This is a genomic window from Streptomyces sp. NPDC001714 (assembly GCF_042892755.1).
GTDB lineage: Bacteria > Actinomycetota > Actinomycetes > Streptomycetales > Streptomycetaceae > Streptomyces.
Genome location: NZ_JBIAUL010000006.1, coordinates 337,449 through 358,201 on the forward strand (window position 1 = coordinate 337,449; position 20,753 = coordinate 358,201).

A 20,753-nucleotide genomic window follows, 5' to 3' on the forward strand; every position below is an offset into this window, starting at 1 on the left:
CCCGTACCACCCGGGGCCGCGCCGCGCCGATGGCGGGCCTCCGGGGCCCGAAAGGACCGGAATGCGAAGCCCGTACGCCTCTGCCACCATCGCTGCATGATCACTCGGCTCAGGTCGCTCACCACCCAGTGGACGCTCCTCGTGCCGGTGCTCGCGGTCGTCCTGCTCGTGTTCACCTGGGGCCGCCACCTGCCCGGCGCGGTCGTCGCCCTGGTGACCGTGGTCCTCGCCGGATCGGTCCTCGCCGCGGTCCATCACGCCGAGGTCGTGGCCCATCGGGTCGGCGAACCCTTCGGCTCCCTGGTCCTCGCCATCGCCGTCACGATCATCGAGGTCGCCCTGATCGTCACCCTCATGGTCGACGGCGGCGACAAGAGCTCCACCCTGGCCCGGGACACCGTCTTCGCCGCCGTGATGATCACCTGCAACGGCATCGTCGGCCTCTGCCTCCTCGTCGCCTCGCTCCGCCACGGCACCGCGGTCTTCAACCCCGAGGGCACCGGCGCCGCCCTGGCGACCGTGGCCACCCTGGCCACGCTCAGCCTGGTACTGCCGACCTTCACCACCAGCAGACCGGGCCCGGAGTTCTCCGGCGTCCAGCTGACCTTCGCGGCCCTGTCGTCACTGATCCTGTACGGCCTGTTCGTGGCCACCCAGACCGTGCGGCACCGCGACTACTTCCTGCCGATCACCCGGCAGGGCGAGGTGATCACCGCTGACGACCATGCCGCGGCCCCGTCCGCGCGCGCCGCCTGGGTGAGCCTCGGCCTGCTCGGCCTCGCTCTCGTCGGGGTCGTCGGACTGGCCAAGGGCGTGTCGCCGACGATCGAGTCGGGTGTCGCGGCGGCCGGCCTGCACCAGGCCGTCGTCGGCGTGGTCATCGCCCTGCTCGTGCTGCTGCCCGAGACCATCGCCGCCCTGCGCTCGGCCCGCCGTGACCGCGTGCAGACCAGCCTCAACCTGGCGCTCGGTTCGGCCATGGCCAGCATCGGTCTGACCATCCCCGCCGTGGCGCTCGCCTCCGTCTGGCTCTCCGGTCCCCTGGTCCTCGGCCTCGGCGCCACCCACATGCTGCTGCTCGCGCTGACCGTGGTGGTCAGCTCCCTGACGGTGGTGCCGGGCCGGGCCACACCGCTGCAGGGCGGTGTCCACCTGGTGCTGTTCGCCGCCTACCTGGAGCTGGCGATCAACCCGTAGCAAGGCCCGGGAGTCCTCACCCGGCGACCGGCTCGACCGCCGCCACGGGCACCGGACGTGTCTCCGGCAGCAGCGCGAAGCACCCGAGGCTCAGCAGCGCGATCGCCGTCAGGTACGCCCCCACGGCCCACGGCACGCGCCCGCCGTGCTCCGCCAGCGCCGTCGCCACGATCGGCGTCAGCGCGCCCCCGAGGACCCCGCCGAGGTTGTAGCCGACGGCGGCCCCGGTGCAGCGGACCCGGGGCTCGTACAGCTCCGGCAGATAGGCGGCGACCACCGCGAACATGGTGACGAAGGCGACCAGGGCACCGGTGAACCCGAGGAACATCAACAGCGGCTCTCCGGTCGCGAGCAGTGCGACCATCGGGAACATCCACAGCGCCGAGGCCGTGCACCCCACCAGGCACAGCGGCCGCCGCCCGTAGCGGTCGCCCAGCAGGGCCATCACCGGCGTGAGCGACCCCTTCACCACGACGGCCGCCATGACGCAGGTCAGCATGACGGTGCGGCTCACCCCGAGCCGCTCCGTCCCGTACGCCAGCGACCAGGTCGTCACCGCGTAGAACACCGCGTACCCGACCGCCAGCGCCCCCGCGGTCAGCAGCACCAGCCGCCAGTGGTCCCGTACGACCTCGGCGAACGGCATGCGTGCGGGCTCCTCGATCTCCAGGAACTGCGGACTCTCGGGGAGCGCCGAACGCAGCCACAGCCCGCCCAGCGCCAGCGCCCCGGCGGCCCAGAACGGCACCCGCCACCCCCACTGCGCGAACTGGGCGTCCGTCAGGGACGCCGACAGCGCCAGCATCACGCCGTTGGCGAGGAGAAAGCCGATGGCCGGACCGATCTGCGGGAAGCTCGACCACAGGGCGCGCCGTCCGGCGGGCGCGTGTTCCGCGGTCAGCAGCACCGCCCCGCCCCACTCCCCGCCGAGCCCCAGCCCCTGCAGAAAACGCAGCAGGAGAAGCAGCAGGGGAGCGGCGACGCCGATCCTGTCGTATGACGGCACGAACCCGACCGAGACCGTCGACGCGCCCGTCAGCAGCAGCGACGCGACCAGCACCGGGCGCCGGCCGCGCCGGTCCCCGAGATGCCCGAAGAGCACCGAGCCCAGCGGCCGGGCCACGAACCCCACACCGAACGTGCCGAACGCCGCCAGCGTCCCCGCGAGCGGCGAGAACGTCGGGAAGAACAGCGGCCCCAGGACGAGCGCCGCGGCCGTCCCGTAGACGAAGAAGTCGTAGAACTCGATCGCGGTCCCGGCGAGCGAGGCGGCCGCCAGCCGCAGCATCGAGGGGGCCCTTACGGTGCGTGCATCATGCATGCTCCGTCAACTACCCAGGGTGATCGTCGGTTACGGGGGCGCGCGGTGGTGAGACGCCCCTCACAGGAGCCGCCGCGCACCGTGATAGACCGGACCGAACAGCGGTCCTTCCCGGGCCGTTCGTCTCCCCATGGATGTCCCACGGACCGGAGGAATCGTGCCCCGCACCCTGGCCAACGCCCCGATCATGATCCTCAACGGGCCCAACCTGAACCTGCTGGGCCAGCGCCAGCCCGAGATCTACGGCTCCGACACCCTCGCCGACATCGAGGCCCTGTGCGCCAAGGCGGCGGCCGCGCACGGCGGCACCGTGGACTTCCGGCAGTCCAACCACGAGGGCGAACTGGTCGACTGGATCCACGAGGCACGTCTCAACCACTGCGGCATCGTCATCAACCCGGGCGCCTACTCGCACACCTCGGTCGCGATCCTGGATGCCCTCAACACCTGTGACGGGCTGCCCGTGTTGGAGGTCCACATCTCCAACATCCACAAGCGCGAGTCGTTCCGGCACCACTCCTACGTATCCCTGCGCGCCGACGGAGTGATCGCCGGATGCGGCGTGCAGGGCTACGTCTTCGGTGTGGAGCGGGTGGTGGCGCTGGTCGGCGCCGCGACCGCGGACGCGTAGCGCCTCAGAGCCGTCCGGCCTCCACGATCCGCCGCAGGAAGCGCCGGGTGCGCTCCCGCTGCGGATCGCCGAACACCTGCTCGGCGGTGCCGCGTTCGAGTACGACGCCGCCGTCGAGGAAGCAGACCTGGTCGGCGACGTCCCGGGCGAAGCCCATCTCGTGCGTCGCCAGCACCATGGTCATCCCCTCGCCCTTGAGGTCACGGACCACGGTGAGCACCTCGCCCACCAGCTCAGGGTCGAGGGCGGCGGTGATCTCGTCGAGCAGCAGCAGCCGGGGGCGCACGGCCAGGGCTCGCACGATCGCCACCCGCTGCTGCTGACCGCCGCTCAGCCGGTCCGGGTAGGCGCCCGCCTTGTCACCCAGCCCGAGGCGCTCCAACAGCTCCCTGGCCCGCTCCTCGGCCTCCGTGCGGGAGGCGCCGTGCACCCGCCGCGGCGCCAGGGTGATGTTGTCCAGCACGGTCATGTGCGGGAAGAGGTTGTACGCCTGGAAGACCACACCGATACGGCGGCGCACCGCGTCCTGGTCGGCGCGCGGGTCGGTGATCTCCTCGCCGTCCAGCCAGATCGCGCCGTCGTCGATCTCCTCCAGGAGGTTGGCGCAGCGCAGCAACGTCGACTTGCCGGACCCGGAGGCGCCGATCAGCGCCGTCACCGTGTGCGGGGCGACCTCCAGGTCCACGTCCCGCAGCACGACCGAATCCCCGAACGTCTTGCGGACGGACTCCATGCGCAGAACAGGCGCGTCGCTCATATGGATCCTCCCTGGGCCCGCTGCCGGTCCATCCGGGCCGTCACCCAGTCCGTGAAACGGGTCATCGGGATGGTCAGCGCCACGAAGACCAGCCCGGCGACGATGTACGGCGTGTAGTTGAGGCTGCGCTGCGCGATGATGTCGGACGCCCGTACGGCGTCGATCGCGCCGCCGATCGACACGAGGCCGGTGTCCTTCTGGAGCGACACCAGGTCGTTCAGCAGCGGCGGCACCTGACGGCGCACGGCCTGGGGGAGCACCACGTACCGCAGCGCCTGCCGGTTGGTCAGCCCCAGCGAGCGGGCCGCGGCACGCTGCGAGGGGTGCACGGACTCGATGCCCGCGCGGAACACCTCGGCGACGTAGGCGGAGTACGTCAGGGTCAGCGCCGTACCGCCCAGCAGCACGGGGTCGACGGTCACGCCCTGGAGGCGCAGGGCGGGTACCCCGAAGACCACGATCATCAGGTTGATGATCAGCGGCAGGCCACGGAAGAAGTCCGTGTACGCCGCCGCCAGCGCGCGCAGGGGGAAGAACACCGGCCCCGGCAGCGTGCGGGCGATGGCGATCAGCATGCCCAGGACGAGCACCAGCACGCCGCAGATCAGCAGCAGCCGGACGTTGAGCCACAGGCCTTCGAGGACCTTGGGGAACGCCTCACGCGCGTACTGCCCGTCGAAGAAGGTCTCCTTGGTGCGCTCCCAGCCCGGTGCGCTGACCACGACCAGGTACAGGACGATGACCGTGACCAGGGTCGACAGCGCGGCGATCGCGGTCGCACGACGGGCGCGGGCCCGGTTGTAGCGCTCCCGCTCCAGCCGCCGTTCGGAGGGGGTGTAGCCGTCGGCGCCCTCAGGGGCACCGACGGACATGTCGCCCTTGCCGTCCGCGCCCTCCTGGCCGGACTCGTCCTTCGTGACCGTCACTTGAGCACCGGAGCGTCGACGGCGTCGGACAGCCACTGCTTCTCCAGCTTCGCCAGAGTGCCGTCCTTGCGCAGGGCGTCCACCGCCGACGTCACGCAGGACGTGAGGTCGCTGCCCTTGTCCAGGACGAGCCCGAACTGCTCGGGCGTACCGCCCTGGTTCTCGAACTGGCCGACGATCTTGGCGTTCGTCACCTGGGCCGCGGTGACGTAGAAGGCGGTGGGCAGGTCGACGACGATGGCGTCCACCTGGCCGTTCTTGAGCGCCGAGATGGCTTGGTCGTTCTTGGAGAACGCGGCCGCCTCCTGCGACGGCTTCACCACGTCGCTGATGTAGTTGAGGCTGGTCGTGCCGACCTGGGCGCCCAGCTTGAGGCCCTTCAGATCCGCGATGCTCGTCGCCTTGGCGGCCTTGCTGCCCTTGAGCGCGACGACCGCCTGGCGCACGTCGTAGTAGCCGGACGAGAAGTCCACGGCCTTCTTGCGCTCGGCGCTGATGGACACCTGGTTGATGTCGAAGTCGAAGGTCTTCACACCGGGCGCGAACGCCTTGTTGAACGGCACGCTCTGCCAGACGACCGCGCTCTTGTCGTACCCCAGCTGCTTCGCCACGGCGTACGCGACCGCCGACTCGAAGCCCTCGCCGTTGGCCGGCTTGTCGTCCTTGAACCACGGCTCGTAGGCCGGCTCGTCCGTCGCGATCGTCAGCTTGCCGGACGTCTGGGTGGCCAACTTGCCCTTGGCGCAGGTGGTTGCGGCCGACGAGGAGGATCCGCCGGACGCCTTGTCGTCCGGCTGCGGAGCGCAGCCGACGGCGGTGGCGAGCAGGGCTATGGTGGCAGCGGTGGCAGCGCGGCGCAGTGCGCTCGGGGCAGGGTGCATGGCGGGAGAGTGACAGCGAACGACGCGTTTGTCCACGTCAAGCGGGTGTTTGTCCGCATACTGGGAACGGGTGTTGCGGTCTTGTGAACGTTGCGCGCGGGGGAGTGGACACGCCGGGGCCGCCGGCCGAGGGCGGGGAATGATGACCGGCGGCCCGTACCGCGCAGGAGCCGTCATCCTGTGCGGGGCTGCCTCCCAGTTGACTGCGTGACGACGCGCGTGGGGAGCGTGCGCTGGACGCAGGCGCGGGCGAACCGTTCACACGGGGCGCGCGCGAAGGAGCGCACGCCCCGTGCTCACCGCCCGCGCCCCTCGCTCACCGCCCGCGGCCCCTCGCTCACCACCCGCGCGCGTGCCACTCCGGCAGGTGCGGGCGTTCCGTGCCCAGCGTGGTGTCGTTGCCGTGCCCCGGGTACACCCAGGTCTCGTCCGGCAGCACGTCGAAGATCTTCGTCTCGACGTCGTGGATCAGGCTGGCGAAGGCCTTCGGGTCCTTGCGGGTGTTGCCGACGCCGCCGGGGAAGAGGCAGTCCCCGGTGAAGACGTGCGGATGGCCGTGCGGGTCGTCGTAGACCAGGGCGATGGAGCCCGGGGTGTGCCCGACCAGATGGCGGGCGGTCAGTTCGACGCGGCCGACCCGGATCACGTCGCCGTCGCCGACGAGGACGTCGGTGGTGACCGGGATCCCGGAGGCGTCCTCGCGGCCCGCGTACGTCCGCGCGCCGGTGGCGGCGACGACCTCGGCCAGCGCCTGCCAGTGGTCGCCGTGCTGATGCGTGGTGACGACGGACGCGATGCCGTCGTCACCGATCATGCCCAGGAGCGTCTCCGCGTCGTTGGCCGCGTCGATCAGCAGTTGCTCGTCGGTGGCGCGGCAGCGCAGCAGATAGGCGTTGTTGTCCATCGGCCCGACCGCGATCTTGGTGATCATCAGGTCCTTGAGCTCGTGCACGTCCGCCGGCCCGCCGACCGTGACCTCTCCGCTGTACGTCATGGCGATCAGCCTATAGCGGGGAGCGCGCGTCGATGTGCTGCGCGCTGCACGCGCGCTACAGCGGCGGAAGCGCGGGCAGGACGCCGCCCTTCACCACCAGGGCCGAGCCGTCGCGGCGGCCGGCGAGCCAGCCCAGCAGGTCGGCGGCGGATCCCTCGACGGCGACCGGGCCTCCCGGCGCGCCACCGCCCGTCGTCCAGACCTGGCCGCTGTCACTGCGCAGACCGGTCGACGGGACCTCCCGGTGCCCGCCGAAGCGGTCCGCGAGAAAGTCGATCTCCCGCTCGGTGAACTCCTTCGGGAGGTCCTCCAGCTCGTACCCGATCCCGAGGTCGACATGGTGCAGCTCGACCTCGGCCCAGCGGCGGAACGGCACCCGGGCCGCGGTGTCGGTGACCCCGTTGCGCAGCTCCACCGTGCGCGACCAGTCCGCGGGCTCGGCCGCCCGGGCCCGGAATCCGGCGTGGCTCGCGCGCAGGTCGTCGAGCTGTACGTGGAGCGCGCGCGGTGCGTCCCGCTCGATGTCGGCGTCCCGTGCCTCGGCGGAGACGTACATGGGACGTCCGTCCAGGACGTTGCCGAGGGCGTCCGCGTTGCGGGCGAGGTGGGCCAGGACGTGGCCGACCGTCCAGCCCGGCAGCCGTGACGGCCGCGCGGCGGCCGCGTTGTCCAGTGCGGCGACTGCGGTGAGGAGCCGTTCGGTCGCTTCATGTACAGACGCCAGGTCATGAGCGTGATCAATCATGGGGCTGACAGTAGCCCCGCCACACCTTCGGGTGAAGGTTTCGCACGGGCTCCGTAAATCGAATGCGCGTGCTATATCGTCGGTGGCGGCGTCGGGCATGCTGGATGGTCCGGGATTGTTTACGCATCCAGGAATCCGACCGGCGTTGTCAGTGGCTCCCCCTAGTCTGAAGAAGCACGGGGCCCTGCCCCTGTCACTTCTCTCAAGAAAGGTGCGGACCGGCTGTGGCCGACCGTCTCATCGTCCGTGGCGCGCGCGAGCACAATCTGAAGAACGTCTCGCTCGACCTGCCTCGTGACTCGCTCATCGTCTTCACGGGCCTGTCCGGGTCGGGCAAGTCCTCCCTGGCCTTCGACACGATCTTCGCCGAGGGCCAGCGTCGCTACGTGGAGTCGCTCTCCTCGTACGCCCGCCAGTTCCTCGGCCAGATGGACAAGCCGGACGTGGACTTCATCGAGGGCCTGTCGCCCGCGGTGTCCATCGACCAGAAGTCGACCTCGCGCAACCCGCGCTCTACGGTCGGCACCATCACCGAGGTCTACGACTACCTGCGGCTGCTCTTCGCGCGCATCGGCAAGCCGCACTGCCCCGAGTGCGGCCGCCCGATCTCGCGCCAGTCGCCGCAGGCCATCGTGGACAGGGTCCTGGAGCTGCCGGAGGGGAGCCGCTTCCAGGTGCTCTCGCCGCTCGTGCGCGAGCGCAAGGGCGAGTTCGTCGACCTCTTCGCCGACCTCCAGACCAAGGGCTACTCCCGCGCGCGGGTGGACGGCGAGACCATCCAGCTCTCCGAACCCCCGACGCTGAAGAAGCAGGAGAAGCACACCATCGAGGTGGTCGTCGACCGCCTCACGGTGAAGGACAGCGCCAAGCGCCGCCTCACCGACTCCGTGGAGACCGCGCTCGGCCTGTCCGGCGGCATGGTCGTGCTCGACTTCGTCGACCTCCCCGAGGACGACCCGGAGCGCGAGCGCATGTACTCGGAGCACCTGTACTGCCCGTACGACGACCTCTCCTTCGAGGAGCTGGAGCCCCGCTCCTTCTCCTTCAACTCGCCCTTCGGCGCCTGCCCCGAGTGCACCGGCATCGGCACGCGCATGGAGGTCGACCCGGAGCTGATCGTCCCGGACGAGGACAAGTCGCTCGACGAGGGTGCCATCCACCCCTGGTCGCACGGCCACACCAAGGACTACTTCGGCCGTCTGATCGGCGCCCTCGCGGACGCGCTGGGATTCCGCACGGACATCCCCTTCGCCGGGCTGCCGCAGCGCGCCAAGAAGGCCCTGCTCTACGGCCACAAGACGCAGATCGAGGTCCGCTACCGCAACCGGTACGGCCGCGAGCGCGTGTACACCACGCCCTTCGAGGGCGCCGTGCCGTTCGTGAAGCGCCGGCACAGCGAGGCCGAGAGCGACGCCAGCCGTGAGCGCTTCGAGGGCTACATGCGCGAGGTGCCCTGCCCGACCTGCCAGGGCACGCGCCTGAAGCCGATCGTCCTCGCGGTCACGATCATGGAGAAGTCGATCGCCGAGGTCTCCGCGATGTCCATCAGCGACTGCGCGGACTTCCTGGGCGAGCTCAGGCTCAACGCCCGCGACAAGAAGATCGCCGAGCGGGTGCTGAAGGAGGTCAACGAGCGACTGCGGTTCCTGGTCGACGTCGGCCTCGACTACCTCTCGCTGAACCGCGCGGCCGGCACCCTCTCTGGCGGCGAGGCCCAGCGCATCCGACTGGCCACCCAGATCGGCTCCGGTCTCGTCGGTGTCCTGTACGTCCTCGACGAGCCGTCGATCGGCCTCCACCAGCGCGACAACCACCGGCTGATCGAGACCCTCGTCCGGCTCCGCGACATGGGCAACACACTCATCGTCGTCGAGCACGACGAGGACACCATCAAGGTCGCCGACTGGGTCGTCGACATCGGCCCCGGCGCCGGCGAGCACGGCGGCAAGGTCGTGCACAGCGGCTCCCTGAAGGAACTGCTCGCCAACGACGAGTCGCAGACGGGCCAGTACCTGTCGGGGAAGAAGGCGATCCCGCTCCCCGACATCCGCCGCCCGCAGGACCCCTCCCGTCGGCTCACCGTGCACGGCGCCCGCGAGAACAACCTCCAGGACATCGACGTGTCCTTCCCGCTGGGTGTCTTCACGGCCGTCACGGGCGTCTCCGGCTCCGGCAAGTCGACGCTGGTCAACGACATCCTGTACACGCACCTGGCCCGCGAGCTGAACGGCGCGCGGAACGTCCCCGGCCGGCACACGCGCGTGGACGGCGACGACCTCGTGGACAAGGTCGTGCACGTCGACCAGTCGCCGATCGGCCGCACCCCGCGATCGAACCCGGCGACGTACACCGGTGTCTTCGATCACATTCGCAAGCTGTTCGCCGAGACCACCGAGGCGAAGGTCCGCGGCTACCTGCCGGGCCGGTTCTCCTTCAACGTCAAGGGCGGCCGCTGCGAGAACTGCGCGGGCGACGGCACCATCAAGATCGAGATGAACTTCCTCCCGGACGTCTACGTCCCGTGCGAGGTCTGCCACGGCGCCCGGTACAACCGGGAGACCCTGGAGGTCCACTACAAGGGCAAGTCCATCTCCGAGGTCCTGAACATGCCGATCGAGGAGGCCACGGCGTTCTTCGAGGCCGTCCCGTCGATCGCCCGCCACCTGAACACGCTGAAGGACGTCGGCCTCGGCTACGTCCGCCTCGGCCAGTCCGCCACCACCCTGTCCGGCGGTGAGGCGCAGCGTGTGAAGCTCGCCAGCGAACTGCAGAAGCGCTCCACCGGTCGTACGGTCTACGTCCTCGACGAGCCGACCACCGGTCTGCACTTCGAGGACATCAGCAAGCTGCTGAAGGTCCTCGGGGGCCTTGTGGACAAGGGCAACACGGTCATCGTCATCGAGCACAACCTCGACGTGATCAAGACCGCCGACTGGGTCGTCGACATGGGTCCCGAGGGTGGCGCCGGCGGCGGACTCGTCGTCGCCGAGGGCACGCCCGAGGAGGTCGCCGCGGTCCCGGCCAGCCACACCGGCAAGTTCCTGCGCGAGATCCTCGGCGCCGACCGCATCAGCGACGCCAGTTCGGTGAAGGCACCGCGCAGGACGGCGGCGAAGAAGACGGTCGCGGCGAAGTCGACGGCGCGCAAGACGGCGACCGCCACGACCGCCGACAACACGGCCACGAAGAAGGCGGCCGGGGCGACGAAGAAGGTGACGCCCGCCAAGAAGACGACGCGGGCTCGCAAGGCCTGAGGTCCCGCCTGTTCATCTGTTCAGGCGGATCCTGGCAGATCCAGATGGATCCCGGCAGATCCGATGAAATGCGGCGCCCCACGGGAACTTCCCGTGGGGCGCCGCTCGTTCCACGATCAGCCGCCCGATTTCCGCGGCCACGACGGACCTTGACCCCTCAACAGCGCGTCAGAGAGAGAAGCCTTCGAGTTCGGAGGCGTACGGCGGTTCCGCACCCGCCCGGGAGCACGTGATCGCTGCCGCCCGCGCCGCGAATCGCAGCAGCCTCGTCCAGCCGTCGGCACCCAGTCCCAGGAGCGCCTCGGCGGAGAGGGCGTCCTGAGCGGCCAATCCGTGCAGCAGAGCCGCGTTCACCGTGTCACCGGCGCCGATCGTGTCCACGACGGCGACCTCCTCACCGGGGACGGCGTACACGGTGCCGTCGCGGGTGAAGGCACTGAGACCGTCACCGCCGTGGGTGATCACCACGGCCGAGGGGCCCGCCGCCAGCCATTCGTGCGGGGTGCCGCCCAGCCACAGGGCGTCCTCCTCCGAGAGCTTGAGGAGAGTCACCGAGGGCAGCCAGCTCTTGAAACGCGCCCGGTAGGCGTCCGGATCCGCGATCAGACCGGCCCGGATGTTCGGGTCGAGTGCGGTGAAAAGGCCCTGCCCGGCCGCGTCGCGCATCAGTTCCTCATAGGCGCTCGCCCCCGGTTCCAGGACGAGCGAGAGTGTGCCGAAGGAGACGGCCCGAGTCGTGGCGGGCAGGCCGGCGGGGGCGGTGAACAGGCGGTCGGCCGTGCCCTCGACATAGAAGGAGTAAGAGGCGGAGCCCCGCGGGTCGATCGTGGCGGCCGCGAGGGTGGTCGGTTCCGGGCCGCGCTCCACCAGGGAGACGTCCACACCCGCCCGCCGCAGCCCGTCCAGCAGGGCCTCGCCGAAGGCGTCACGGGAGGCCCGGGAGCAGAACGCGGCGGGGGAGCCCAGGCGGCCGAGGGCCACGGCCGTGTTGTACGGGCCGCCGCCGAGCGCCGGCTGCAGCGCCGCGAGGGCGCCCGTGCCCTGCGGTACCAGGTCGATCAGTGCCTCACCGGCGACGACGATCACGAGGGTTCCTTTCCCGGGGTGCTGGGGGTGCTACGGCTGCTGGGGGTGTCCGCGGTGCCGTCCTCCTCCCGGCACCCGCACGACGTCCGGTGCACGAAGGCGCAGGGGAGCCGTACGGTGCGGGCCGGGCGGCCGGGTGAGGCCAGCCGTTCGAGGAGCACCCGGACCGCCTCGGCGCCGAGCTCCCTGCTGGGCTGGGCGATGGCGGTGAGCCGGGGCGAGAAGAGGTCGGCCCAGGCGAAGTCGTCGAAGCAGCACAGGGCGATGTCGTCCGGTACCGAGAGGCCCCGTGCATGCAGGGTGCGCAGGGCGCCGATGGTCATCGCGTTGTTGGCGGTGACGAGTGCCGTGGGCGGGGCGGCGAGCGACAGGAGGGCGGCGGTCGCCTGCTCGGCGCCCGCGGATTCCGAGTTGCCCGGGACGATCAGGTCCTCGTCGAAGGCCAGCCCGGCCGTGGCCAGCCCCTGCCGATAGCCGGTGACCCGCTCGTCGGTGGTGCTCAGCCCCGGCAGCCCTGCGACCAGGCCGATCCGGCGGTGCCCGAGACCGGCGAGGTGGGTGACGAGCCGGGCCGTCGGCTCGGTGTTCTCGGCGCAGACCTGGTCGACGGGCGGGGAGGCGTCCGCACGGCCGTCGATGACCCGGTCGAGGAGAACGGTCGGTACGGCATGACGGCCGAGGTAGGCGAGGAGCGCGCGCGGGTCGGCGGAGGGGGCGACGATCAGGCCGTCGACACGGCGTTCGTGGAGGAGCTGGACGACCTTGCGTTCGTGCTCGGGGTCGTCGTGGGGGTCGGCGATGAGCAGGCTGTAGCCGTGCTCCAGGACGGCGGCCTCGACGCCCTGGAGGATCTCCGTGAAGTAGGGATTGCTGATCGCCGACACCGCGAGCCCGATGGAACGGGTGCGGGACGTGACCAGGGAGCGGGCCAGGGTGTTGGGCGTGTAGCCCAGCTCCTCGATGGCGTCGAGCACGGCCTGACGCGTGTGGGGCAGCACCGGGCGGGTCTCGTTCAGCACATGGGAGACGGTCGCCACCGAGACACCGGCGCTCCGGGCGACGTCGGCCATGGTGGGCATGAGGTTCCCCTGTCGATTTCCGCCCCGGGCGAGGGCTCTGTGGTTCCGGCTCGGGCTGCCGGTTCCCATCGGCACGTCGGTTCCCGCCCCCGGCCGCCGCGGGGGCCTTCAGCCGGAAACTACCCCATCCGACACGGCCGCGTAAACGCTTGCGTAAGCGTTTACGCGCTCTCGAGCAATCCTCGCCCTCACTCCGCCCCCCACCCCGAAGCGGGACGATCCACCCAGGTAGTGTCGTCCCGCACGGTCCCGGGCAGCTGTCTCCCGGAGTTCCGCACCGCCTCGATCCACCGGGAGCCCCTCGTGTCCGTCCGCCCCCTCGCGAGTCGCCGTACCGTCCTGCGCGGAGCGGCCGTCACCTCGGTCGCCGGACTGGGAGCGGCCGCCTGCAAGGCGCCCGGCGGTGCGGCCACGGCGGAGGCCACGCCGACCGTGCCGGTCGACCTCGGAGCCGAGAGCGAGGTCGACAAGGGCGGCGCCCGGCTCTACCGGGAGCACAACGTGGTCGTCAGCCGGTCCGCCGACGGCACGCTGAAGGCGTACAGCACGATCTGCACGCACGCGGGGTGCCCGATCAACAAGCTCCAGGGCACGACCCTGGTCTGCCCCTGCCACGGCAGTGAGTTCGACGCCGTGACCGGGAAGGTGGTGCGGTCACCCGCCACCGAGCCGTTGAACGAACTGCCGGTCAAGGCATCGAACGGCCGGATCGTGGCGGGACCCGGCGCCTGATCCGAGGGCTGGGTCTCGGCGCCGGTTCAATCCCAGTCCCAGCCGATCCCCAGCAGGCCCGGCCGTACCCGGGGCTCGACCAGGTGGACGGAGCGGTGCAACCCGCTGAACGGCAGGGTCTGCCGGCCACTGCGGGGTGCCGCCGCCGAGTGCTGGGTGAACCGGTGGCAGCGTGTCGGCAGTGCCTCGGCGGCGAAACGCACCTGGAGGGTGTACTGGCCGCCGGGAAAGCCGAAACCGCGGACGTACTCGCGTGAGACACCGGCCGTGCCGTCCTCGACGGCGTAGCGGAAGAGGAAGGTGTCGCCGGAGCGCAGACGCGTGCCGAAGAGGAGTTCGGCGACGAGGAGACCGGTCTCCTCGTCCGCACGGACACGCCCCGCGCGGCAGTTCTCCAGCGCGCGCACGGTCATGTGCTGCGGGGCACAGCCGGGGTCGCCGTGGTGGACGGCCACGAAGCGGTCGACGCCGTCCCGGTGGGCGCGCACGATGTGCTGCGACTCGCGGGCGGCCAGCTCTCGGTGGGGGCCTATCCGCACCCGCTCGTGGTGTCCCAGGGTGTGCAGACCGCCGTCGAGGGACCAGCCGAGCTCGGCCTGCATCCGGTCGAGGGCGTCGCAGGCCTCGATCAGGGAACGGTAGGAGCGGGTGGCGGGGCGGCGCATGGTGGGACTCTGGTCGGGGGTCTCGGCGAGCAACCGGATCAGGGACTCGTCCGGGAGCTCGAGGATCTCCTCCAGCGCGCGGACGGCCCGCAGCGACTCCGGGCGCTGCGGGCGGCGGGCACCTTGCTGCCAGTAACTCAGGCTGGTGACGCCCACTTTGACGCCGTAGCGGGACAGATGGTGCTGCACGCGCTGGAGCGGCAGCCCGCGGGCGGCGATCGCGGCGCGCAGGGCCACGTGGAAGGGTCCGCCGCGCAGGGCCGAGTCCAGTTCCGCGGTCGCGACGTCCGCGTGCTGTGTGCCGTGCCGCATGCAGGGGGCCTCTCTGTTGGGGGGTGCAACGGCGGGTCAGGCCGTTGGCGCGGTTCGGGGCCACCCCGTCGGCGCCGGGGCGGCCGCACCTGGGCACGCCGCGTCCGCAGGCCGTCGCTCACGGCCCCGAGTTCCCCCGCATTGAAGCGTGTTGACCAATCCCCGACAACACCTTCGGCCGGTCGAGAGCGCCCACCTGGCCGGGGCGTGACCCCGTCACCGGCGGGACCGTGGGGGCGCGGGACTGCTGCTCTCGGCCAGGAGGCTGGAGATCGTCGGTGGGGGAGGGGGTGATTTGGGGAGGAAGCAGAGCAAGATCCGTCGCGATCCGCGAAGCGGCGCGGCGCCGGTCGCGTACCGGGCCCGCGAGTGTGGCATGCCGGAACGGCTCGCGATGCCGCCGAGGTGTCCGATTCCGCGATCCGCGATCCTTCCGCGATCCGCTCTCCGGGCGGGCGGCGGCAGCGGGCGAGCGACCACGGAGCTGTCGCTCGCCCGGAGGCACGGAGTCCGCGCGGCCAGTGCCGCGCGCCGAGTGCCGCGCGCCGAGTGGCTATGGTGCATCGCTGTACTTCCGCGGTCCGTGGTCCGCGGGCTGCCGCCGGTGTGCGGCTGTCACCGGCCACGAGCCCCTGGAGCCCACTGGGCTGGGCGTCCCGCGCTCCCGCAGGCCTGCTGCCCCCTGTGCCCCTGCTGCCCCCTTGTCCCGTCGGCGCTGCCCCCGGCGGAGCCGCCGGGGTCGCCGGAGCCACCGGGCCAGCCGTAGGCCCCCGCCCCGCCCCGTCCCGCCGACGGTTGTCCACAGGCTCGTCGCGGTGTCGGTGCTCGCCAGTAGGGTGTGAGACATGGCCGACCCCTCCAGCTACCGCCCCAAGCCGGGACAGATCCCGGACACTCCCGGGGTGTACAGGTTCCGTGACGAGCACCGCCGGGTGATCTACGTCGGAAAGGCGAAGAGCCTGCGCCAGCGCCTGGCGAACTACTTCCAGGACCTGGCGAGCCTGCACCCCCGCACCCGGACGATGGTCACCACGGCGGCGTCCGTGGAGTGGACCGTGGTGTCCACGGAGGTCGAGGCGCTCCAGCTGGAGTACTCCTGGATCAAGGAGTACGACCCCCGGTTCAATGTGAAGTACCGCGACGACAAGAGCTACCCGTACCTCGCGGTGACGATGAACGAGGAGTTCCCGCGGGTCCAGGTGATGCGCGGTCACAAGAAGAAGGGCGTGCGCTACTTCGGGCCGTACGGCCACGCGTGGGCGATCCGGGACACCGTCGACCTGCTGCTGCGCGTGTTCCCGGTGCGCACCTGCTCGGCCGGGGTGTTCAAGAACGCCGCCCGCACCGGACGCCCCTGTCTGCTCGGCTACATCGGCAAGTGCTCGGCCCCCTGCGTCGCCCGGATCGAGCCGGAGGAGCATCGCGAACTGGCCGAGGAGTTCTGCGACTTCATGGCCGGCCGCACCGGCACCTACCTCCGCCGTCTGGAAAAGCAGATGATGGAGGCCGCCGAGGAGATGGAGTACGAGCGGGCCGCTCGGCTGCGCGACGACATCGAGGCGCTGAAGAAGGCCATGGAGAAGAGCGCGGTCGTGCTCGCCGACGCGACCGACGCCGACCTCATCGCGGTCGCGGAGGACGAGCTGGAGGCGGCCGTCCAGATCTTCCACGTGCGCGGGGGACGCGTGCGCGGCCAGCGCGGCTGGGTGACGGACAAGGTGGAGGACGTCACCACCGGGGCTCTCGTCGAGCACGCCCTCCAGCAGCTCTACGGCGAGGAGACCGGAGACGCCGTCCCCAAGGAGGTGCTGGTCCCGGCCCTGCCCGAGCCGGTCGAGCCGGTCCAGGAGTGGCTCGCCGACCGCCGTGGGTCGAACGTCTCGCTGCGCATCCCGCAGCGCGGCGACAAGAAGGCCCTGATGGAGACCGTGCAGCGCAACGCCCAGCAGTCGCTCGCCCTGCACAAGACGAAGCGCGCCTCCGACCTCACCACCCGTTCGCGCGCGCTGGAGGAGATCGCCGACGCCCTGGACCTGGACAGCGCCCCGCTGCGCATCGAGTGCTACGACATCTCGCACCTCCAGGGCGACGACGTGGTGGCCTCCATGGTCGTCTTCGAGGACGGCCTGCAGCGCAAGGGCGAGTACCGCCGGTTCCAGATCAAGGGCTTCGCCGGCCAGGACGACGTGCGCTCCATGCACGAGGTGATCACCCGCCGCTTCCGCCGCTACCTCGCCGAGAAGGAGCGGACCGGCGAGTGGGCGGAGGACGGCGCCGAGGACGCCCGCACGGAATCCGACCCCACCACGGAATCCGACCCCACCACGGAATCCGACCCCACCACGGAATCCGACCCCACCACGGAGTCCGACCCCGCCACGGAGTCCGGCACCCTCACGACCGACCCCGCCCCCGACCCCGAAGCCGGCCCCGTCAACGGTTTCAAGGACGAGGACGGCCGCCCCAAGAAGTTCGCCTACCCGCCCCAGCTCGTGGTCGTCGACGGCGGCCAGCCGCAGGTCGCCGCCGCCAAGCGGGCGCTCGACGAGCTCGGCATCGACGACATCGCCGTCTGCGGCCTCGCCAAGCGCCTCGAAGAGGTCTGGCTGCCCGAGGACGACGACCCCGTGGTCCTGCCCCGCACCAGCGAGGGCCTCTACCTGCTCCAGCGGATCCGTGACGAGGCGCACCGCTTCGCCATCACCTACCAGCGCACCAAGCGGGCCAAGCGCTTCCGCTCCAGCCCCCTGGACGACGTACCGGGGCTCGGCGAGACCCGCAAACAGGCGTTGATCAAGCATTTCGGCTCGGTGAAGAAGCTGCGGTCCGCCACAATCGAACAGATCCAGGAAGTGCCCGGGATAGGCCGCAAGACGGCCGAGACCATCGCCGTGGCCCTCGCCCAGGCGGCCCCGGCCGCACCCGCCGTGAACACGGCGACCGGAGAGATCATGGATGACAGGGAAGACGAGGCGCCCGAGACGACGGCGGACGCCTCGGGGGAGCCCGTACCCGCGGGCGCCCCGGACGATCGACGGGGCCAGGAGAGATGACCGAGCGCGACGCACAACCCACAGCACAGCGAGATCCGGCGTTCAGCGAATCGCAGGGCGAGCCCGAGGGAACGCACGACGCGGGGCGCCAGGATCAGCCGCAGGAAGCGCAAGCCGAAGCGGTCCAGGACAACGGAGCAGAAGTGAGTACGGACGCCACTGCGGCCGGGGTGCCCGAGGCGGCCATTCCCGAGCTGGTGATCATCTCCGGCATGTCGGGAGCCGGCCGTTCCACGGCGGCGAAGTGCCTGGAGGACCTCGGCTGGTTCGTCGTGGACAACCTCCCGCCGGCCCTCATCCCCACCATGGTCGAGCTGGGCGCCCGCTCCCAGGGCAACGTGGCGCGGATCGCGGTCGTCGTCGACGTGCGCGGCCGGCGTTTCTTCGACAACCTGCGCGAGTCCCTCGCCGACCTCGACAGCCGGAGTGTCACCCGCCGGATCGTCTTCCTGGAGTCCTCCGACGACGCCCTGGTCCGCCGCTTCGAGTCGGTGCGCCGCCCGCACCCGCTGCAGGGCGACGGCCGGATCGTCGACGGCATCGCCGCCGAGCGGGAGCTGCTGCGCGAGCTGCGCGGCGACGCCGACCTGGTGATCGACACCTCCAGCCTCAACGTGCACGAGCTGCGCGCCAAGATGGACGCCCAGTTCGCCGGCGAGGAGGAGCCCGAGCTGCGGGCCACCGTGATGTCGTTCGGCTTCAAGTACGGCCTGCCGGTCGACGCCGACCTGGTCGCCGACATGCGGTTCCTGCCCAACCCGCACTGGGTGCCGGAGCTGCGCCCCTACACCGGCCTCAACGAGGAGGTGTCGGCGTACGTCTTCAACCAGCCGGGCGCCAAGGAGTTCCTCGACCGGTACGCCGAGCTGCTGCGGCTGATCGCGACCGGGTACCGGCGGGAGGGCAAGCGCTACGTGACGATCGCCATCGGCTGCACGGGCGGCAAGCACCGCTCGGTCGCCGTGTCCGAGAAGCTCGCCGCCCGCTTGTCCGCAGAGGGAGTGGAGACCGTAGTCGTGCACCGGGACATGGGGCGCGAGTGACCGAGCGCAGTCCACGGCTGAGCAGGCTGCGCCGGATGGTGCCGGAGTCCCGCTCAGGCCGTCCCGTCGAGGCCCGCGGCGCCCGGCCGCGCCGCCGCGGTGCCCAGCCCAAGGTGGTCGCCCTGGGTGGCGGCATGGGCCTGTCCGCCTCGCTCGCCGCCCTGCGCCGGATCACCGGCGACCTCACCGCCGTCGTCACGGTGGCCGACGACGGCGGCTCCAGCGGGCGCCTGCGCGACGAGCTGGGTGTGCTCCCGCCGGGTGATCTTCGCAAGGCCCTCGCCGCCCTGTGCGGTGACGACGACTGGGGCCAGACCTGGGCCCGGGTCATCCAGCACCGCTTCCAGTCCAAGGGCGACCTGCACGAGCACGCGGTCGGCAACCTGCTGATCGTCGCCCTGTGGGAGCAGCTCGGCGACCATGTCCAGGCCCTGGACCTGGTCGGCAGGCTGCTCGGCGCGCACGGACGCGTGCTGCCGATGTCCGCCGTGCCGCTGGAGCTGCAGGCCCTGGTCAAGGGGCACGACCCGGAGCGGCCCGAGGAGGTGGACCTCGTCCGGGGGCAGGCCACCGTGGCGCTCACGCCCGGTGAGGTGCAGTCCGTGCACCTCGTGCCGCACGACCCGCCGGCCGTGCCGGAGGCCGTGGCGGCCGTCCTGGACGCGGACTGGGTGGTGCTCGGCCCCGGCTCCTGGTTCTCGTCGGTGATCCCGCACCTGCTCGTGCCCGATCTGCTGGACGCGCTCACCGAGACCAAGGCCCGCAAGGTGCTCTCCCTGAACCTGGCACCGCAGCCGGGAGAAACCGAAGGCTTCTCACCGCAGCGTCATTTGGAGGTTTTGGGGCGACACGCCCCTAAACTCGCCCTGGACGTGGTGCTGGCCGACGAGGCCGCCGTGCCCGACCGCGACTCGCTCACCGAGGCCGCCAAACGGCTGGGAGCCGCGGTCGAGCTGAGCCCCGTGGCCCGGACCGACGGTTCACCCCGGCACGACCCGGAGCTGTTGGCCGCCGCGTACGACCGTATTTTTCGGATGCATGGAAGGATCGGCCCATGGCGATGACGGCAGCGGTGAAGGACGAGATCTCCCGGCTACCCGTCACCCGGACCTGCTGCCGGAAGGCGGAGGTCTCCGCCATCCTGCGGTTCGCGGGCGGCCTCCACCTGGTGAGCGGGCGCATTGTGATCGAGGCGGAGCTGGACACCGCGATGGCGGCCCGGCGCCTCAAGCGGGACATCCTGGAGATCTTCGGCCACAGCTCCGAGCTGATCGTGATGGCACCCGGCGGACTGCGGCGCGGCTCGCGTTACGTCGTGCGGGTGGTGGCGGGCGGCGACCAGCTGGCCCGCCAGACCGGGCTGGTGGACGGCCGGGGCCGGCCGATCCGGGGCCTGCCACCGCAGGTCGTCTCCGGGGCCACCTGCGACGCCGAGGCGGCCTGGCGCGGTGCCTTCCTGGCGCACGGCTCGCTGACCGAGCCCGGCCGCTCCTCCTCCCTGGAGGTGACCTGCCCGGGCCCGGAGGCCGCGCTCGCGCTGGTCGGTGCGGCCCGTCGGCTGTCCATCGCGGCGAAGGCCCGTGAGGTCCGCGGGGTGGACCGGGTGGTCGTCCGTGACGGTGACGCGATCGGCGCGCTGCTGACCCGCCTCGGCGCGCACGAGTCGGTGCTGGCCTGGGAGGAGCGCCGGATGCGCCGCGAGGTCCGCGCCACCGCGAACCGCCTCGCCAACTTCGACGACGCCAACCTGCGCCGCTCCGCCCGCGCGGCCGTGGCCGCCGGAGCCAGGGTCCAGCGTGCCCTGGAGATCCTCGCCGACGAGGTTCCCGAGCACCTGGCGGCGGCCGGCCGGCTGCGCATGGAGCACAAGCAGGCCTCCCTGGAGGAACTGGGCGCCCTCGCCGACCCGCCGCTCACCAAGGACGCCGTCGCCGGCCGGATCCGCCGTCTCCTCGCGATGGCCGACAAGCGCGCGTCCGATCTGGGCATCCCGGGCACCGAGGCCAACCTCTCCGAGGAGCTGGCCGACAACCTCGCAGGCTGAGGATCCGTCACCTCGCTGGTGCCGACGGCCGCA

At 71.3% G+C, this 20,753-nt stretch carries 17 protein-coding genes; 8 read left to right on the forward strand and 9 right to left on the reverse strand.

The genetic code is table 11. The annotated features are described in order from the left end of the window. The first annotated feature begins 96 nt into the window (after positions 1-96). The gene (locus tag ACFY0P_RS18360; protein ID WP_388913569.1) at positions 97-1,197 is read left to right on the forward strand and encodes a calcium:proton antiporter; all 1,101 of its coding nucleotides are present in this window, start codon (positions 97-99) and stop codon (positions 1,195-1,197) included. A 16-nt stretch (positions 1,198-1,213) separates the two neighbouring features. Here ACFY0P_RS18360 and ACFY0P_RS18365 read toward each other — a convergent pair whose 3' ends face one another. Then, on the reverse strand, positions 1,214-2,518 hold the full coding sequence (locus ACFY0P_RS18365) for an MFS transporter (protein ID WP_388913572.1): 1,305 nt from the start codon (positions 2,516-2,518) through the stop codon (positions 1,214-1,216). Positions 2,519-2,675: 157 nt separating this feature from the next. Here ACFY0P_RS18365 and aroQ point away from each other — a divergent pair, with 157 nt between their 5' ends. Then, a complete protein-coding gene (gene aroQ / locus ACFY0P_RS18370; RefSeq protein ID WP_388913575.1) occupies positions 2,676-3,149 on the forward strand; it encodes a type II 3-dehydroquinate dehydratase in 474 nt (157 codons plus the stop codon). Between the two features lie 4 nt (positions 3,150-3,153). Here aroQ and ACFY0P_RS18375 read toward each other — a convergent pair whose 3' ends face one another. The 5 genes from ACFY0P_RS18375 to ACFY0P_RS18395 all read right to left on the reverse strand — a co-directional run bounded on the left by ACFY0P_RS18375 (position 3,154) and on the right by ACFY0P_RS18395 (position 7,452). Further along, entirely contained in the window at positions 3,154-3,906 is a 753-nt protein-coding gene (locus ACFY0P_RS18375) for an amino acid ABC transporter ATP-binding protein (protein ID WP_388913578.1), read from the reverse strand. Continuing rightward, positions 3,903-4,832 carry an amino acid ABC transporter permease gene (locus ACFY0P_RS18380; protein WP_388913580.1) on the reverse strand — a complete coding sequence of 310 codons (930 nt, stop codon included), beginning with the start codon at positions 4,830-4,832 and terminating at the stop codon, positions 3,903-3,905. Before ACFY0P_RS18380 ends, ACFY0P_RS18375 begins: the two co-directional genes overlap by 4 nt. Further along, positions 4,829-5,713, reverse strand: a complete 885-nt coding sequence (locus ACFY0P_RS18385) for an ABC transporter substrate-binding protein (protein ID WP_388913583.1) — start codon at positions 5,711-5,713, stop codon at positions 4,829-4,831. Before ACFY0P_RS18385 ends, ACFY0P_RS18380 begins: the two co-directional genes overlap by 4 nt. 337 nt (positions 5,714-6,050) lie before the next feature. Continuing rightward, positions 6,051-6,707, reverse strand: a complete 657-nt coding sequence (locus ACFY0P_RS18390) for an MBL fold metallo-hydrolase (protein ID WP_388913585.1) — start codon at positions 6,705-6,707, stop codon at positions 6,051-6,053. 55 nt (positions 6,708-6,762) lie between these two features. After that, positions 6,763-7,452 carry a maleylpyruvate isomerase family mycothiol-dependent enzyme gene (locus ACFY0P_RS18395; protein WP_388913588.1) on the reverse strand — a complete coding sequence of 230 codons (690 nt, stop codon included), beginning with the start codon at positions 7,450-7,452 and terminating at the stop codon, positions 6,763-6,765. 224 nt (positions 7,453-7,676) lie between these two features. On the opposite strand from ACFY0P_RS18395, the gene uvrA reads away from it, so the two are divergent. Further along, positions 7,677-10,706 (forward strand): excinuclease ABC subunit UvrA, encoded by a 3,030-nt coding sequence (gene uvrA / locus ACFY0P_RS18400; RefSeq protein ID WP_388913590.1) that lies wholly within the window; start codon positions 7,677-7,679, stop codon positions 10,704-10,706. A gap of 168 nt (positions 10,707-10,874) precedes the next feature. Here uvrA and ACFY0P_RS18405 read toward each other — a convergent pair whose 3' ends face one another. Together ACFY0P_RS18405 and ACFY0P_RS18410 are read right to left on the reverse strand one after the other, a co-directional pair. Beyond that, positions 10,875-11,792 (reverse strand): carbohydrate kinase, encoded by a 918-nt coding sequence (locus ACFY0P_RS18405; protein WP_388913592.1) that lies wholly within the window; start codon positions 11,790-11,792, stop codon positions 10,875-10,877. Next, positions 11,789-12,871: a LacI family DNA-binding transcriptional regulator gene (locus tag ACFY0P_RS18410; protein ID WP_388913594.1), complete on the reverse strand. Its 1,083-nt coding sequence runs from the start codon at positions 12,869-12,871 to the stop codon at positions 11,789-11,791. Before ACFY0P_RS18410 ends, ACFY0P_RS18405 begins: the two co-directional genes overlap by 4 nt. 303 nt (positions 12,872-13,174) lie before the next feature. Between ACFY0P_RS18410 and ACFY0P_RS18415 the strand changes: the two genes are divergently transcribed. Beyond that, positions 13,175-13,603, forward strand: coding sequence for a ubiquinol-cytochrome c reductase iron-sulfur subunit (locus ACFY0P_RS18415; protein ID WP_388913596.1), 429 nt, complete (start codon positions 13,175-13,177; stop codon positions 13,601-13,603). Between the two features lie 26 nt (positions 13,604-13,629). Here ACFY0P_RS18415 and ACFY0P_RS18420 read toward each other — a convergent pair whose 3' ends face one another. Further along, entirely contained in the window at positions 13,630-14,580 is a 951-nt protein-coding gene (locus ACFY0P_RS18420) for a hypothetical protein (RefSeq protein ID WP_388913598.1), read from the reverse strand. An 845-nt stretch (positions 14,581-15,425) separates the two neighbouring features. Between ACFY0P_RS18420 and uvrC the strand changes: the two genes are divergently transcribed. From uvrC to whiA, 4 genes are read left to right on the forward strand one after another with little or no spacing between them, the layout of a single operon-like run. Further along, the gene (gene uvrC / locus ACFY0P_RS18425; RefSeq protein ID WP_388913600.1) at positions 15,426-17,633 is read left to right on the forward strand and encodes an excinuclease ABC subunit UvrC; all 2,208 of its coding nucleotides are present in this window, start codon (positions 15,426-15,428) and stop codon (positions 17,631-17,633) included. Beyond that, a complete protein-coding gene (gene rapZ, locus ACFY0P_RS18430; protein ID WP_388913602.1) occupies positions 17,630-18,676 on the forward strand; it encodes an RNase adapter RapZ in 1,047 nt (348 codons plus the stop codon). Before uvrC ends, rapZ begins: the two co-directional genes overlap by 4 nt. After that, on the forward strand, positions 18,673-19,740 hold the full coding sequence (gene yvcK, locus ACFY0P_RS18435; RefSeq protein WP_388913604.1) for a uridine diphosphate-N-acetylglucosamine-binding protein YvcK: 1,068 nt from the start codon (positions 18,673-18,675) through the stop codon (positions 19,738-19,740). The genes rapZ and yvcK overlap by 4 nt, the downstream gene beginning before the upstream one ends. Next, positions 19,731-20,720, forward strand: a complete 990-nt coding sequence (gene whiA / locus ACFY0P_RS18440; RefSeq protein ID WP_089100932.1) for a DNA-binding protein WhiA — start codon at positions 19,731-19,733, stop codon at positions 20,718-20,720. The genes yvcK and whiA overlap by 10 nt, the downstream gene beginning before the upstream one ends. The last annotated feature ends 33 nt before the right edge of the window (positions 20,721-20,753 follow it).